The following is a 16,144-nucleotide window of genomic DNA, read 5'->3' on the forward strand; positions in this document are numbered from 1 at the left end:
ATGCAGTCAAAATTAGTTAACCTATAAATTAAATTTATGAGTGACGTTATGGACTTGAATTTGATCCAAACTTTTCTTGTTGTTGCGGAGTTTCAATCTTATACAAAAGCCGCGGAACAATTAGGGCTTACACAACCTGCTGTGAGCGCTGCAATAAAGCGTTTAGAGCAAGTCGTAGATAAGCAATTATTCGTTAAAAAAGGACGAGGTATCGCACTAACCTCCACCGCTTATCAATTACTGCCGCAATTCCAGCAAGCGGTTAGTATTATTGACAATGCGATATCTGATAGAAATCATTTTGAAGTGTGTTGTTCGGAAATTTTGTTGCACATTATGGACCCGATAAAGAACACTATTTTTTATGAATCACCACCCGAAAAATTCCTATTATTTGAGCTGTTAAGACAACAAAAAGTCGATCTAGTAATCGATACGGTGATCACGAAAGATGCAGCGTTTATTATTGAAGATGCCTATGAGGAAGAAGCCGTGGTTATCTGTCGTGAGAACCATCCCCGTGTACACGGCACGCTCACAAAAGAGCAATTTTATGAGGAAACTCACTGTTTATTTTCAGGAAAATGGAACAACATGTCGGGGTTCGAGCAACTAGCAAAGGAAACAATTCAAGAAAGAAAAGTCGACTTGATCACATCTTCGCTAGCGGGCATGGCGCTGTATGTCGCCCAAAGAGACAGTTTAGGGATCGTTTCTCAATCTTTTGCAAACAAGTGGAGCAAAGCGCTCAAACTTCAAATTTTGCCCTGCCCCATTTCGATACGCTCTATCCCTTACAAGTTCGTTTACCATAAGCGAGAGGTAAACAACCCAGCCCACATCGCTCTACGTGAAAAAATCAAAGCCAACTTAACGGCAGCCCACTACGAACCAATTTGTTTATAACTCTTGTCAATTGAAGCGTTAGGCGTTTTCGTCATCAAGCTTTCTACAAACCTGAATAGATAGAATTTTACAGATAAAAAAGAGGCTCACGTTAATGAGCCTCTTTCTATATGTGATACTTCACTTAGCTTTTCCTACTTATTTGGGTTCTCTTTTAGTTTCTCCATCACTTGATCGAGCGAGAAGCTTGCTGCTTTTTGCCTTGGTGGGAACTCTTTAAACGTTTCAAGGAATCTGCCTACGTAAGCTTGCGCAGGAACAAGCATGTAAGCACGGTCTAGCATCCAATCGTAGTAAGTGTTAGAAGTGATATCAGCCACTTCGTAAGGATCCATACGCAAGTTGAAGATCTTAGGAACACGAAGTGTGGTGAATGGTTCAGCCCAAATACGCAACGTGCCTTTTGCTCGTTGCTCCATAAAGACCAGCTTCCATTTGTTATAGCGAAGTGCAGTTAAGTCTCCATCATCTGAGAAGTAAAAAATTTCTTCTCGTGGGGCCTTATCCTCTTTACCAGTCAAATATGGTAGGAAGTTATAGCCGTCTAGGTGAACTTTGAATTTCTTACCATTCGCACTATAACCTTTGAGCAATTTCTCTTTGATATTGTCATCACCCGCGGCAGCAACAAACGTTGGCATCCAGTCCATGTGATGCATGATATCATTCGAAACAGAGCCAGCTTTAATTTTACCTGGCCAACGTACCATCGCAGGAACTCGGTACGCACCTTCCCAGTTGGTATTTTTCTCTCCACGGAATGGCGTTGTACCTGCATCTGGCCACGAGTTCATGTGTGGGCCATTATCGGTGGAGTAAAAGACGATTGTGTTGTCTTTAATACCCAAATCATCCACTTTTTTCAGTAGCTGACCTACATGGTTATCATGCTCGACCATACCATCTGCATACTCGCTGATACCTGTTTTTCCAGAGTTCTCTTCTTTCACATGAGTACGGAAGTGCATACGAGTTGCGTTCCACCAGACAAAGAAAGGTTTTTCAGCCTTGACGGCACGATCCATAAAGTCGAGTGCCGCATCTAACGTCTCTTCATCCACGGTTTCCATGCGCTTGCGAGTTAGAGGCCCTGTATCTTCAATTTTGCCATCAGCGTACGAACGGATAACGCCGCGCGGACCGAACTTTTTACGAAACTCAGGATCTTTAGGATAATCGACGTTTTCTGGCTCCTCCTCGGCGTTCAAGTGATAAAGGTTGCCAAAAAATTCATCGAAGCCGTGATTAGTAGGAAGGTGCTCATCTTTATCACCTAAGTGGTTTTTACCAAATTGCCCTGTCATATAGCCCATCGGCTTCAGCATTTCGGCAATGGTTGCGTCCTCTTCCTTCAAGCCAAGATCAGCACCTGGAAGCCCCACTTTACTCAAACCTGTTCTAAGAACGGTTTGGCCCGTAATGAAAGTAGAACGGCCCGCTGTACAAGATTGCTCACCGTAATAGTCAGTGAACATCATGCCTTCTTTGGCGATACTGTCTATATTTGGTGTTTTGTACCCCATCAAGCCAAACGTGTAAGCACTGAGATTGGACTGGCCAATATCATCACCCCAAATGACGAGAATATTTGGTTTCTCTGCTGCGATACTGCTACTTGTCGCACCGATTAAAGCGGCGGCAAGAATCGCTAATCGGCGTTTAACGCCATATTTCGCTGTCATATAAACCTCTGTGTGTATTAGAAAAGTGCTTCCTGCAACAGAATGTATAGTTCACAAATAGCGGATAAGCGAATTTACTAAATGAGAATTCTTTCTATCTTTGCCTAACATTACACCGTTATTTGTAGCTAATACGCACTCCAATAGCACTTTAGTTCAGAGCGCCATCGCACCATTCATCACTACTGTTAATCTCAAGTATTAAGATTGTCTACGCATATCACAGTGCTCATAAAGTACCTGATTGCTTTTACATAAATATTAATGATAATACGTTTTACTACTATTAATAATTAAGGTATCCGTGTGCTTGACTCCAAGGTTTCAAATGGAAAAACTTCCCAATGCCAACACAACGGCGTTCACCATAATGATGAAGAGCTATTACTAGATAAGCGCACTCACTCTGTGGTACTCAATTACTTGCCAAACAAGAAATCTGTTCAGTTAACAAGCATTCAATTTAAGCTGCTGCAAACTCTCACTCACCATCAAGATCAAGTACTTAGTAAGCATTTTCTTTACGAAACAGTACTAAAACGTGAATTTACTGAACATGATCGAGCACTCGATATGCACATGAGCAGAATGAGAAAGCGTCTAGTTCACGAAGGCGTTCCAACAGACAGAATTCAGACAGTCCACCGCCAGGGTTACATTTTCAAGCGCTCAGACAATCAACAGAAAAATTAACGCTAATTGACCCAACTTTTGGTAATTGACCGCTTATTTTGCTTTAATTAATGCAAATTCTAATCACGTAAAATAACTCAATGAATTTGCGCTTAATTTTTACACTTTGCATTGCTACTTTGTTTGCCGGCTGTGCAACCTATGCTGGTCTTAACTATGACCAACTGTTTGGTCCACAGCTCGTGCGTGAACGCACAGTTGACGTGGAAACCCCTCAAGCAAACTTCTTCCAAAGCGAAGTTAAACCCATTATGGATAACCGCTGTGTCGTCTGCCACGCGTGCTACGATGCACCATGTCAACTTAAGCTCTCTTCTGTTGAGGGCATTGACCGTGGTGCGAGTAAAGCACTGGTATATGAAGGAACAAGACTCACAGCCGCAGCACCAACACGCTTATTCGAAGATGCAGAAACAACCCAAGAGTGGCGCGATGCGGGTTTTCATCCGGTTCTCAACGAACGTGATCAAAGCATGGCAGCCAACATTGATGCAGGCCTTATCGCACGTTTGCTACAACAAAAAGAGCGCCACCCATTGCCTGACCAAGTCCAGTTAGAAGGCTTTGACTTTTCGATAGACCGAGAGCAAACCTGTCCGACGATTGAAGAATACGAGCAATACGAAAAGGATAACCCGACCTGGGGAATGCCTTTTGGTATGCCAAACCTATCAAACAGTGAATACCACACACTCATGACTTGGTTGGAAAACGGCGCAATAATGAACGTTCACCGACCTGTTAGTGAGAAAGAGCAAGCGCAAATAGATAAGTACGAAGCATTACTTAACCACTCTGATTTGAAAAATCAGCTGATGGCTAGGTATATATATGAGCATTTATTTTTATCTCATCTCTACTTTTCGGAACTCGATGAAGATCCCCGATTCTTCACGCTCGTCCGCTCTGCTACACCACCAGGACAGCCCGTCAAACGTATTTCAACGCGTCGCCCGTACGATGATCCAGGGGTTGAACGTGTGTTTTATCGAATTATTCCAGAGCAAGGGACCATAGTAGATAAAACTCACATGCCATTCGCGTTAAACAAGCAACGCATAGAGAACTGGAAAACTTGGTTTATTGATGCTGATTACATGGTTAGTCAGCTACCGAGTTATGAACCAGAAGTTGCTGCAAACCCGATGACATCATTCATCGACCTTCCAGTGAAGTCGCGCTTTAAGTTCATGCTAGATAATGCACAAAATACAATAATGGCATACATCAAAGGCCCAGTTTGTCGTGGCCAACTGGCATTGAATGTTATCAATGATCGCTTTTGGGTGTTTTTCCTTGATCCAGATAAAGCAGACATCCCAGAAGTAAATGAGTTTTACCGATCTCAGGCTGATAATCTAAAACTACCGGCAGAGCAAGAAAGTAACACGCTACCTGTTACCAACTGGGTCAAGTACGCGCGTCAACAAGCTCGCTACCTAGAGGCTAAATCTGAGTTCACTAATAACTGGTTTAAAGAAGGTGAAAACCTATCCACCGATGTAATTTGGGATGGTAATGGCACCAACCATAATGCGGCATTAACGATATTCCGCCATTTTGATAGTGCTTCTGTTGTTCAAGGGTTAGTTGGTGAGCAGCCTAAAACAGTGTGGATTCTTGACTACGCGCTACTAGAGCGTATCCACTATTTGCTTGTTGCTGGGTTTGACGTTTACGGTAACTTCGGCCATCAGCTCATGACACGAATGTTTATGGACTTCTTGCGTCTAGAAGGCGAAAGTAACTTTATCTCTTTGTTACCCGCCGATATGCGCCATGAACTTCAATCTAGCTGGTATAAAGATCAAAGCCCGCAGTTGAGTGACTTTTTACAACGAAATGTGAAGCCGTTTAACCAACCAACCAGCGTTCAGTATAAGAGTGACGATCCAAAAACGGAGTTGGTGGAGTTGTTGAGAGAACATGTCTCAGGTGTGCTTCTGCCTCGCTACGAAATTCAAGATACGGCTCTTTCTGCGAGTAATGAAAAACAACTAAAACGCATTGACCACGTTCGTGGTGAAGGCCTGAAAACCGTTCCGCAAATCACTATGCTTATGGTGAGAAGTCAATCAGGGGAAGATGAACTGTTCACCTTACTTCACAACAATGCACACACAAACATCTCTAGCTTGTTTGATGAAGAAAGTAACCGTGACTTTGCTAACGATGACATGACCATTGTACGCGGCGTTGTGGGAAGCTATCCTGCGGCATTTTTCTCGATCAACGAAAACCAAGTAAAAGATTTTGTCGATCAATTTAGTGCCATCCAAAACGAGTCCGATTACGTTAAGTTATTGGATAATTTTGCGATTCGTAGAAGCTCAGAAAAATTCTGGTCATTTAGCGATCGTTTACACAATTGGTACCGTACAAAACAACCGATCGAATTTGGATTACTTGACTATAATCGTTTTGAGAATCGATGATGATTTAAGGGGGTTCTCATGGGTATCCGAGATAACATTGCCGCTCTTGAACAACAGATTTACGTTGCTTGTTCTGAGGGAGACTACGAAACGGTCAATATGCTTGAGCATCAACTCGAATACTTGCGTGGCAAAGTGGAACATCCTTTTGATGATGACCCTTATGCCCTAGACACTCGATTCGAGTGGGAAGATGACATGACCGAATAGAAAAAACCTCCGGAAAGCCGGAGGTTTTTTTATTTTCAATGCTCGATGGATTACTTCGCCATTAACTCATCCAGAGCTTGAATTGATGCAGACACTTGAGAAACTAAATCATCTTTAGTCGCATTATAGGTATCTAAAGGTTGAGCCGCGGCTTCAATTGCTTGGCAAGCGTTCATTAATGCAGTTAGTCCTAAACTTCCCGCGCTGCCCTTTAATTTATGGGCAAGGTTCTTTACTTCTTTACTATCATTGTCCTCAGCAGACGCTTGCAGTTTGCTTAATACATCAGTGCTGGTGGATCTAAACAGATTAATAATGTGCAACATCTTATCTCTGCCCAAGATTTTCATATCGGACTCAATCACGCTCGGATTAATGATAACCACATCGGGTTCCTTTTTTTGGGGCGCTTGAACGACCTTTGATTGTAGCTCTTGTTCTTGAGGCGAAATTTGATCAAACGGGGTACAGTCGGCATTTTGTGGCAACAACAACGGCTTTCCGTCTAGCACATCCTGAATCAATGCCGCGAGTGCCTCTTTTGCCAATGGCTTAGGCAAGTATCCGTCAAAACCAGCGGCTAGATAGCGCTCAACTTCTTCCGCAAAAACGTGCGCAGACACTGCAATCATTGGCGTGACGGCAAGCGCTTTATTGGCCGGCTTATCACACTCAATCCGCTTTAAGCGTTGGATCAACTCAGTTCCATCACAATCAGGGAGGTTGATGTCGACTAAAGCGATATCAAAATCCTGTGTGCTGATCAGTTGCTCTGCTTGTGAGCCGTTTTCCGCCATCACGACTTGATGCCCCATGCTTTCTAGAAAACCTTCCGCGACCACTCGGTTGACTTCATTATCTTCTACCAGCAAGACCTTTGCTTTCACTTTGCAACGTGCGGTTGCCACGGTTCCTGTTTCAACAGGTTCGCTTTCCTCTAACGGAATAGAGAACCAGAATCGGCTACCATTTCCCTCTTCGGAATCGATTTCTAAAACACCGCCCATCGCTTCAATGATTCGCTTACTGATGGCAAGTCCAAGCCCCGTACCTCCAGTTTGGCTCATCCCACCTTCAGCTTGCGTGAAGGCATCAAACAACGTTCTCTGGTATTTTTTGGCAATTCCTATTCCAGTGTCTGATACTTCAAACAGGACTTGCGACTCGTCCTCAGGGTTCAGGCTAACGTAGATATCAATTTCTCCTTCGTCAGTGAACTTAATCGCGTTACCAACAAGATTGTTCAGCACCTGACTGATTCTGGTGACATCCCCTTTCCAGTAGCGACTAACATCACTTTCAATATGGTAGGAGAACAGCAGCTTCTTCTCTTGTGCTCGACTGTTCATTAACTGGAAAGTGTCCTCCACCATTTGGTGTAAATCAAAGCCCATGTGACGAATTTCTAAATGCCCCGCTTCAATCTTGGAGTAATCCAGTACATCATTAAGGATCGCGAGCAACGTTTTACCACTACGATTAATGATTTCCGCATAACGCTTTTGAATTGGGTTGAGGCCTGAGTCAATCAACAAGCGTGCTGTCCCCAACACTCCGTTCATTGGCGTTCTTATCTCATGGCTCATCGTCGCCAAGAATGCCGATTTTGCTCGGCTCGCTTGCTCTGCTTGCTTGCGAGCTTTAGCGTGATTCAAAACCTCTTCATTCAAACGGCGGTTTGCTTGTTTTAACTGCGAAGTGCGCTGCTCAACGAGCTCTTCTAAATGCTCTTTATGCTCCTCAAGCTCTCGCTTGGCTTGAGCTTCACCCTCTGCTACCACTTTTAGTGCTTGCGCGGTATTACGAGCCGTGATGATGGCCTGCCCCATATGCGCCAACTCATCTTTGCCTTTCACTTCCAACTCAACCGCTAAGTTACCCTGCGCCACAGACAGCAACGCAGCGGAATATTCCGCTAACCGCTTCACAACAGAAAGGTACACCACACGCCATAAAATCAGCACCAATACAATCAAACCAACAATTGAAATAACGGTTAGAGACCACTGAGCGAATTTCAATGTGCTGGTCAATTGGTCTACAGCGACGGTAGTGGTTTTGTTTGAATCATCAACCAATTTGTTGACCGTGCCATTAAGCTCTGAGAACAACTCTAATGTCTTTTGCATCAGCTGTTGTGACTGTTCGTTATTCTCGTATTGCTGCATCAGTATAGAAAATACGACCTGACGCTTACCAAGCTCTATGAGCAGTTGGCTCATTTGCTTAGAGCGCGTAGGATCTTCCACAGCGAGTACACGGCGTTGCATGATTTTGAGGTTGCTATCGAAATCACTTTGAACCTGTTGAATTCGCTCAATATTCGTTAATGTCCGAGCCTCTTCAATCTGATTCAACATTTTAAAGGCCAACAAGTGCAGTTCATGCAATCGCTCAGTCAGATCAAGATCGACCTCCACCAGTGCATCTAGCGCCTGATAAACTTGCGATTTTTTATTCGATTCTAATAAGTCATAAATATGCGTGACGTTAGCAACAGCAATGGTGCTTGTATTCTGAACTTGCGTACGAGTTAGTTGTTCTAGCTCTTCACTGAGCAGACGCATTTCTTCAACACGAGTATCTATCTCTTTTGCAAGCCACAGCTTTTTTTCAACCGAAACACCGAGTTCTGCCAAATTGTCGATAACGTTCTGGACGTTATTCTCTAAAGCTTCTAACAATTGAGAATCGAACGACTCACTCCCGAGCTCCTTGATGTGAGTGAGTAAAGACTCGAGCTGTTCGAACAGCACTCGCCCTGACTCCTTTCTTTCCTGCTCGTTTCTTGCGTTCGACAACATTTGTACAGACGAAATAATACGAGTACTCAACTCAGATACTTGCCTCGCCTCAATCATGGCGGGAATCGCAGAATCCACGACATTTCTTTCGGTTTTGGCAACCAAAGAAAATCCAGACACACCAATAAGTGCCGATAACATGACCAGTATTGCCATCGCAATGAAAGACAACAAAAGTTTACGACCGATGCTTGCAGTTGCTAGCAGCATATTTTCATGACCTTAATGTTCGTGTTCAGCGACATATTACGTTATATTTTGCAGTGTTTACTTAATCTATGCCAACGAACTTCATTTCATGGTTAAAAATCAACACGCATTTCGCACATTTTTCAAACATTCTGCAGCCACTTTAACCCTCGTTGCTTCTTTGCCAGCGGTTGCCGCAGAGAAAATATGTGCAATATACCCTCACCTAAAGGATTCATACTGGTTGTCAGTAAACTATGGAATGGTGTCCGAAGCGAAAAGAGAAGGTGTCGAGCTACGAGTCCTTGAAGCGGGCGGCTACCCAAACAAAACCCGTCAAGAACAACAACTCGCACTGTGTAACCAATGGGGAGCAGATGCGGTTATCCTTGGGACCGTGGACCCACAGGCTTACGAGCATTCACTTAAAAATTGGGTAGGGAATACTCCCGTTTTTGCTACTGTGAACCAACTCGACTTGGATGAAGAACAAAGTGAGTTGCTAAAAGGGACTGTCGGTGTTGACTGGCATTGGATGGGATACGAAGCGGGTCAATATTTGGCAGCTCGCCATCCAAAAGGGTCAGGAAAAACCAACATTGCCTTACTTTTGGGGCCGCGAACTCGTGGTGGTACGAAACCCGTTACTGCCGGATTTTATGAAGCGATACAAGGAAGTGATATCAACATTGTTGACTCATTTTGGGCAGACAACGACAAGGAGTTACAACGTAACCTGGTTCAACGTGTGATCGATATGGGAAATATAGATTACATTGTTGGCAGTGCAGTGGCGATTGAAGCGGCCATCAGTGAGCTGCGCAGTGCAGGCAAAGCTGAGGAGATCGGTTTAGTTTCTGTGTACTTAAGTCATGGTGTATATCGAGGCCTGTTACGTAACAAAGTGCTCTTCGCACCAACAGATAAAATGGTGCAGCAAGGTCGGCTTTCCGTGATGCAAGCAACGCATTACTTAAGAGGTGAAGCTTATGACAAACATGCCTCACCAACCATCAAACCACTGACTCCGAAGACGCTTCATGGTGACACGATCGAAGAATCGTTATCTCCGTCAGAATATAGGCCGACATTCCGTGTTAAGGCTGTTGATTGAAAGACCAAAAACGTGTTCTATTGAGTCACAACAATTTTAAAATCATACAAACGGAAACATCTTGATGCAAAAAACCATTCGTACCATGCCAACCCATAAACATGTGGCTTTGGTCGCTCACGACAACTGCAAACCTGAGCTACTTCGCTGGGTAAAAGAAAACAAAGAAAAGCTACAGAGTCACTTCCTTTACGCAACTGGCACGACAGGACACATGCTGAGTAAAGAAACTGGACTTGCGATCAAGAGCATGATCAGTGGTCCGATGGGCGGTGATCAACAACTAGGCGCTCTCATTTCAGAAGGCAAAATCGACGTTCTCGTTTTCTTTTGGGATCCACTGAATGCCGTACCTCACGACCCAGATGTTAAAGCGCTTCTTCGTATTGCTAGTGTTTGGAATATTCCTGTAGCAACGAACCGAGCCACCGCTAAGTTCCTGTTTAACTCCCCTCTTCTTGAGCAAGAAGTAGACATCGAAGTTCCGGATTACGAAGCCTATCTTGCTGAGCGCATGTAAGCTTTGATGCCAACCAAATAAAGCAAAGGCGATACCAAGTATCGCCTTTGCTGTTTTTAACATTCTAAACGTTGCATTTAACGGGAAGTCACGATGGGATAATCACCATTAACGAGCTCTTGAACGAATGCAGATCCCGCGCCAGTATGCGTGATCCAAACCTTCTCTTTCGCACGTGTAATCGCCACGTAAAATAGCCTGCGCTCTTCTGCGTAAGGGAATTTGTCTTTGGATTCCGTCAACGCACCATCAATGTGAATTTGCTTCTTCTTAGCGGGGAATTGCCCCTCATCCACAGAAAGAATAATCACAAAGTCAGCTTCGCGTCCTTTACTCGCATGGCAAGTCATAAAGCGAATATCGAGATTAGGGAAACGTCGCAACCAATCGTCGAACAAATCGGGCTTATGATAATGGTTACGTCCTAGCAATAAAACTGACTTGGTTTGCTTGGCTTGTTGATTCAAGTGATCCAAGATCTTTTCCACTTGATTGCTCGGCGCGGTATGTACGCTCTTCTGCTTGCGTTGTATGTGGCTGTTTAGTGTTTTCGGCAACTGCGATGGGTTTTGCTGCACGAATGTATTCGCTACATCACCAATCTGATTGTTGAAACGATAAGTTGTATCTAAGTGATGAACGGTTGAGTGAGCAAAGCGTTCTTTAAAACCAGTGATAAGATCGACATCCGCTCCTGCAAACTGATAGATAGCTTGCCAATCGTCGCCAACAGCAAATAACGTCGCACCTGCTTGTTTCTGAGTGGATTCACACAGTGCTTCAATCAATGCCAGACGGTCTGGAGAGATATCTTGATACTCATCGACCATAATAAAGCGCCATGGCGAGACAAACTTTCCTTTATTCACATAATCTGTCGCACGACTGATCATGGTTGGGAAATCCACTTGGTTGCTTTCTTTAAGCATTTTCTGCCACGCTGTAAAACATGGCCAGCATAAGGCGAGTTCACTATTTAAACGCGTATAGTCTTGGTGGTTTACGAGCTTTTCTTGTACTTGCTTTTTGGTCAACCCTACCGCCGCTAAATGAGACAGCTGCGAATCTAGCCAAGCGATCAGTTTTGGATTTTCTGAATGGCTTCCTAACTCATCATCCCCTTTTAGGTACGCAATCGGCCATTTGTCTAAATGTTTTTGCCAACGTTTAAAGTTGGTGGGTGTCATCCAATGTTTTTTCAACCAGTCTACACACCATGCCGTTCGTTGATTTTCGTCCAACGCTAAAGGGCTAATTTCGACAGGTTGCTGTTCGACTTGTTTAAGAATATACAAGCCCAACTGATGGAATGTGTTGACGCGCACACCGTCTGCCGCCATGCCCACTTTATCTACTAAGCGTTCTTTCATTTCAGTCGCCGCATCACGACCGAACGCTAACATGAGAAGCTCTTCTGCTTGAGCCTGATGGCTTTGCAACAAATAGGCAACTCGTGCGGTTAAAACGCTGGTTTTGCCCGAGCCGGCACCAGCAAGAACTAAGTTGTGGTCGTCGTTGAGTAATACCGCATATTGCTGGGATAAATTCAAAGGAGAGGATTCAATTTGATTAAACAGCACTTCCCAATTTGGACGTTCTGCTTCTAGCCAATCGCGATTACGCTCACCAAGCGCCTCAGAGGTATCAATGAGCCAAGGCTCTATTTGCGACATACGATTCGGCATTCGCATTTTGGCTTCTTCTAGGGTGGTTTTCATCTCGCTTAACTCTTGGTTAAGACTTTCAACCCAGGAGACCACTTGAGAATGCGATAAGTAAGCAGGCAAGTGCTTTAGTTTGTAAAGCTCTTCTTCCCACTTAGGTAGATACTCAGCCAGTTTTCGGCACTGAGTGTTGTGCCACTCTTGATATTGACGAACGGCCTCAAGCGCGAACTTTCGGCATTGTGGCCACGGTAAACCTTGGACTAGCCAGCTTTGTTGTTTGCCTTCGTGTTCATGAGCAAAAAACTGTAAAGAGCTCCATAATAACCCACGCTTTACGCTAACTTTGCCATTCCAGATCGTAAAAGGAATATGTTCTTCACTGCCTATCGAGCTTAATAAAACACTGTTCTCTTTTATTTCGACGTGATGGTACTCATTTTGAATAAAAAACTGTGCTTTGCTAGTGGCAGTAAGCTGCATGAAACGTGCGCCTTTTAGTTTAGAAGTTGTCGATTTATATCATTTTAAGGCGCTAAATTGTAGCAACGGCGAGCACCTAAGTAAGCTTCTTCTTCTATTCTTTAATAAAATTCACATTACTGTCGATTTAATAACCTAAAGCTGAGGTTATTTGAAGCTGGCTTTACAATCCTCAATACATGACCTGGCAGTTTTAATATAAGTCAATGACATCCCTGCTGATTTTATCAGCAACCACGAATTTTTCTTAAAGTAAATCATAAACGCGCTATAGTGGGTCTGGTAGTATTCCCCCTGTTCTTCATCGGAAACATAAGGCGCATTGTGCAAGCAACTTCTAAATTTCGGCTATATTGGGCAAACAAGACGATAAATTACAGCGTTCTTATCCTCATTACCTTACTGGGTGTGGTTATCCCAACTTGGTACTTCGAGCAAAACACGCTGATAACGCCATTAATATTAGGCGTTATTGCTGCTGCTTTGGCTGAAAGTGATGACAGTTTCACTGGACGCATCAAGGCTCTGATTCTCACCGTTCTCTGTTTTGCGCTTGCTGCTTTTTCAATTGAAATCTTGTTCGATACCCCATGGGCGTTTGCGTTGGGATTATTTATCTCAACCTTCGGCTTCATCATTCTTGGGGCGATAGGTCCTAAGTACGCGAGTATTGCTTTTGGTTCGTTGCTGATCGCTATTTATACTATGCTTGGCGCACATGAAAGCACCAACATTTGGTTTCAGCCACTACTGCTTTTGACTGGTGCCGCCTGGTATTACTTCATGTCCATGATTTGGCAGATATTTTGGCCTCTTCAACCGGTGCAACAAAGCTTAGCCAATGTGTTCTTCCAAATGGCGAATTATCTTGATGCGAAAGCCAAGCTTTTTCACCCTGTGACCAACTTGACGCCACAACCGCTGCGGATTGAAGCTGCAAAATGCAATGCTGCCACGGTTACGGCACTAAACGCTTGTAAAACCACATTACTTAACCGATCGAAACGGGGTCACATTGATGGGCCTAGTGACCGATTTTTAAATATTTATTTCATCGCTCAAGACATTCACGAACGCGTCAGTTCTAGCCATTATCGCTATCAGGATTTAGCGACCGAATTTGAACGTTCTGATGTGCTGTTTCGTTTTAAATATCTTTTGGAGTCTCAAGCCCAAGCGTGTCGTGATATTGCACTAGCCATTCAGCTAGGAAATGAATACTCCCATACCGATCAATCTATTCTGGCATTAGCTGAAGTACAAAACTCTCTTGCTTATCTAGAAGAACAAAAGCAAGGGCACTGGAAACGTCTGCTGATGCAGTTAACATATTTATTCAATAACTTAGCGACGGTAGAAAAACAACTTAATAACATTAACAACCCAGATGTTGAAGGCCTCGAAGAAGATACCCTCGCCGATACCAACCCACACACGCTAAAAGCGATGTGGCAGCGTATATCAGCAAATTTACACAAAGATTCGATGCTGTTTCGGCATGCATTACGTATGTCAATTGCCTTAACGATTGGCTATGGAATCATTCAAATATTCAACATCGACCGAGGTTACTGGATACTCTTAACCACTTTATTCGTATGCCAACCGAACTACAGTGCCACTCGCCAAAAATTGACGGCGCGAGTAATAGGTACATTAGCTGGTTTGTTGATTGGTGTACCATTGCTGACTTTTTTCCCTTCTCAAGAAAGCCAGTTAGTATTTATCGTTATCTCTGGTGTGATGTTTTTCGCCTTCCGGATGAACAACTATGGGTACGCGACTGGTTTTATTACACTGCTCGTCCTCTTCTTATTTAATCAACTAGGTGAAGGTTACGCAGTTGTCCTTCCTAGACTAGCAGATACCCTCATCGGGTGTGTGCTTGCAGTAGGAGCTGTATTAGTTATTTTGCCCGACTGGCAGTCGAGAAGGCTTCACAAAGTTATGTCGGATGCGATAGAGGCGAACAAGCAGTATCTCGATCAGATCATTGGTCAGTATAGAATCGGCAAGAAAGACAATTTGAGTTACCGTATCGCTCGCCGCCAGGCCCACAATAATGATGCCTCACTCTCTTCTGCGATTAGTACGATGCTGGCGGAGCCTGGCAAATATCGCGCAGCTGTTGATGAAAGTTTTCGCTTCCTAACGTTAAATCACGCAATGTTGAACTATATTTCTGCATTAGGCGCGCACAGAACTCGCATCGAAGATGAGTCAATTCATAAACTCGTTTTAGATGCTCACCGTTGTATTCATCAGCATCTGGATGTACTTCATAAACAGCTTCACCAGCATTGTGAGGAGTGTGACCTATCTAATATTGATGATGCTGGACTCGAGCAACGCTTAAACGAATGGCGCGATGAAGACGACAGCTCTGCCCGCATGGTATTGCAGCAACTTCATCTTATCTATCGCATGCTCCCAGAGCTTCATTCACTTGCTAGTAAGTTTGCCGTCAGGGTAAGTTAGTAACATTCAAACCATATGTAAGAGGGAAGCGCTATATCGCTTCCCTTTTTCTTTTTACGTTTCCATCTACCCCAAAGTGGGTAATTATGTACCTTCTTAGGAAAGATCTGACGTATCACTTAACACACCTTGACAATATTCGGACAAAAAGCAATCGATCAAATTCTAATCTATTTTGGTTGAATAAATATGTTGTATCCAAAGGATGAAGAATTTCGGGCAACGACGGATAAACCGAATCACGACGAAGGTATTGAGATGAACGCACAACAATTTAATGAACTTAAGCAAAAGCTCAGTGATTTAACGGCAAGTCAGTTAAAGTCATTACAAGGTGAGATCAGCGTGAAACTAAATAAAGCGCAAAAACCGGTTCTATCTGGTGAAGAAAGAGAAATGCTTGCCAAACTGTTTGCCTAATCAAGTCATTGATATAAAACACTTGAACGTTTTATAAACTCCACCTATGCTCTCACTATCATAATGTTGGGAGTAGTGATATGCCTGTATCGGGAATTCAATCTGGATACCACATCGTTCAGATGTCACAACAAATGGCCGAGAAAGCTGCACATGGCATTAGCAATAATGTAAGTAAGGTAAAAGAAAAGCTTTCTGATCACAACATCGATTTAGCTGCGGTTGCGGATGTCGCAATAACAGCCTCAACACCTAGCCTTCCCTCTCAAAAAGTTGAATCTCTCAGCAACCTCGCACAAGCCGCTGGTTATAACCGAGTTGGCGCGTCTGTCATAGAGAAAAACAATGAAATCATTGGCAGCTTGCTAGACATCCACGTTTAGGCGATTTAACGTCAAATTATCGCTATTTTAATTTCCAACTATCACTATAACGTCGTAACAAGATAACCCCTTTGCTTCGCTCTTTATTTCTATTTCGATTCAAATACTCCTGTTTAAAATCAAGCTTTCCCGAAAAAAATGGGCGGCTTATCAGAGCCGCCCA

General features: G+C 43.6%; 12 protein-coding genes. 9 read left to right on the top strand and 3 right to left on the bottom strand.

The genetic code is table 11. From position 1 onward, the window contains the following. The first annotated feature begins 48 nt into the window (after positions 1 to 48). Positions 49 to 906, top strand: a complete 858-nt coding sequence (locus R7P35_RS04955; protein WP_005376559.1) for a LysR family transcriptional regulator — start codon at positions 49 to 51, stop codon at positions 904 to 906. A 134-nt stretch (positions 907 to 1,040) separates the two neighbouring features. On the opposite strand, the gene R7P35_RS04960 is transcribed toward R7P35_RS04955, so the two are convergent. Continuing rightward, entirely contained in the window at positions 1,041 to 2,588 is a 1,548-nt protein-coding gene (locus tag R7P35_RS04960; protein WP_005376560.1) for an arylsulfatase, read from the bottom strand. Between the two features lie 306 nt (positions 2,589 to 2,894). On the opposite strand from R7P35_RS04960, the gene R7P35_RS04965 reads away from it, so the two are divergent. The 3 genes from R7P35_RS04965 to R7P35_RS04975 all read left to right on the top strand — a co-directional run bounded on the left by R7P35_RS04965 (position 2,895) and on the right by R7P35_RS04975 (position 5,926). After that, on the top strand, positions 2,895 to 3,281 hold the full coding sequence (locus tag R7P35_RS04965) for a winged helix-turn-helix domain-containing protein (RefSeq protein ID WP_005376561.1): 387 nt from the start codon (positions 2,895 to 2,897) through the stop codon (positions 3,279 to 3,281). Positions 3,282 to 3,361: 80 nt separating this feature from the next. Beyond that, positions 3,362 to 5,716: a fatty acid cis/trans isomerase gene (locus R7P35_RS04970; RefSeq protein ID WP_042520719.1), complete on the top strand. Its 2,355-nt coding sequence runs from the start codon at positions 3,362 to 3,364 to the stop codon at positions 5,714 to 5,716. 18 nt (positions 5,717 to 5,734) lie between these two features. Next, entirely contained in the window at positions 5,735 to 5,926 is a 192-nt protein-coding gene (locus tag R7P35_RS04975; RefSeq protein WP_005376565.1) for a hypothetical protein, read from the top strand. 50 nt (positions 5,927 to 5,976) lie between these two features. Here R7P35_RS04975 and torS read toward each other — a convergent pair whose 3' ends face one another. Beyond that, positions 5,977 to 8,940, bottom strand: a complete 2,964-nt coding sequence (gene torS / locus R7P35_RS04980) for a TMAO reductase system sensor histidine kinase/response regulator TorS (protein ID WP_318091766.1) — start codon at positions 8,938 to 8,940, stop codon at positions 5,977 to 5,979. 43 nt (positions 8,941 to 8,983) lie between these two features. Between torS and torT the strand changes: the two genes are divergently transcribed. Further along, positions 8,984 to 10,033, top strand: coding sequence for a TMAO reductase system periplasmic protein TorT (gene torT, locus R7P35_RS04985; RefSeq protein ID WP_258458599.1), 1,050 nt, complete (start codon positions 8,984 to 8,986; stop codon positions 10,031 to 10,033). Between the two features lie 64 nt (positions 10,034 to 10,097). After that, positions 10,098 to 10,553: a methylglyoxal synthase gene (locus R7P35_RS04990; RefSeq protein ID WP_005376571.1), complete on the top strand. Its 456-nt coding sequence runs from the start codon at positions 10,098 to 10,100 to the stop codon at positions 10,551 to 10,553. Between the two features lie 77 nt (positions 10,554 to 10,630). Here the strand turns inward: R7P35_RS04990 and helD are convergent, their stop codons facing one another. Further along, a complete protein-coding gene (helD, locus tag R7P35_RS04995; protein WP_138940154.1) occupies positions 10,631 to 12,700 on the bottom strand; it encodes a DNA helicase IV in 2,070 nt (689 codons plus the stop codon). 324 nt (positions 12,701 to 13,024) lie between these two features. Here helD and yccS point away from each other — a divergent pair, with 324 nt between their 5' ends. From yccS to R7P35_RS05010, 3 genes are all read left to right on the top strand, one after another. Beyond that, on the top strand, positions 13,025 to 15,178 hold the full coding sequence (gene yccS / locus R7P35_RS05000) for a YccS family putative transporter (protein ID WP_042520714.1): 2,154 nt from the start codon (positions 13,025 to 13,027) through the stop codon (positions 15,176 to 15,178). A gap of 189 nt (positions 15,179 to 15,367) precedes the next feature. Continuing rightward, the gene (locus R7P35_RS05005; RefSeq protein ID WP_005376575.1) at positions 15,368 to 15,598 is read left to right on the top strand and encodes a hypothetical protein; all 231 of its coding nucleotides are present in this window, start codon (positions 15,368 to 15,370) and stop codon (positions 15,596 to 15,598) included. Between the two features lie 80 nt (positions 15,599 to 15,678). Further along, entirely contained in the window at positions 15,679 to 15,981 is a 303-nt protein-coding gene (locus R7P35_RS05010; RefSeq protein ID WP_042520711.1) for a hypothetical protein, read from the top strand. Positions 15,982 to 16,144 lie beyond the last annotated feature (163 nt).

The sequence above is a fragment of the Vibrio sp. Vb0304 genome, from assembly GCF_033338995.1.
Lineage (GTDB): Bacteria > Pseudomonadota > Gammaproteobacteria > Enterobacterales > Vibrionaceae > Vibrio > Vibrio alginolyticus.

Excerpts from the sequence above, each read along its gene's own strand:
- R7P35_RS04990 (WP_005376571.1), top strand. The coding sequence starts at position 10,098 with ATGCAAAAAACCATTCGTACCATGCCAACCCATAAACATGTGGCTTTG.
- R7P35_RS04960 (WP_005376560.1), bottom strand. The coding sequence starts at position 2,588 with ATGACAGCGAAATATGGCGTTAAACGCCGATTAGCGATTCTTGCCGCC.
- R7P35_RS04955 (WP_005376559.1), top strand. The coding sequence starts at position 49 with ATGGACTTGAATTTGATCCAAACTTTTCTTGTTGTTGCGGAGTTTCAA.
- R7P35_RS04975 (WP_005376565.1), top strand. The coding sequence starts at position 5,735 with ATGGGTATCCGAGATAACATTGCCGCTCTTGAACAACAGATTTACGTT.
- helD (WP_138940154.1), bottom strand. The coding sequence starts at position 12,700 with ATGCAGCTTACTGCCACTAGCAAAGCACAGTTTTTTATTCAAAATGAG.
- R7P35_RS04970 (WP_042520719.1), top strand. The coding sequence starts at position 3,362 with ATGAATTTGCGCTTAATTTTTACACTTTGCATTGCTACTTTGTTTGCC.
- torS (WP_318091766.1), bottom strand. The coding sequence starts at position 8,940 with ATGCTGCTAGCAACTGCAAGCATCGGTCGTAAACTTTTGTTGTCTTTC.
- R7P35_RS05010 (WP_042520711.1), top strand. The coding sequence starts at position 15,679 with ATGCCTGTATCGGGAATTCAATCTGGATACCACATCGTTCAGATGTCA.
- R7P35_RS05005 (WP_005376575.1), top strand. The coding sequence starts at position 15,368 with ATGTTGTATCCAAAGGATGAAGAATTTCGGGCAACGACGGATAAACCG.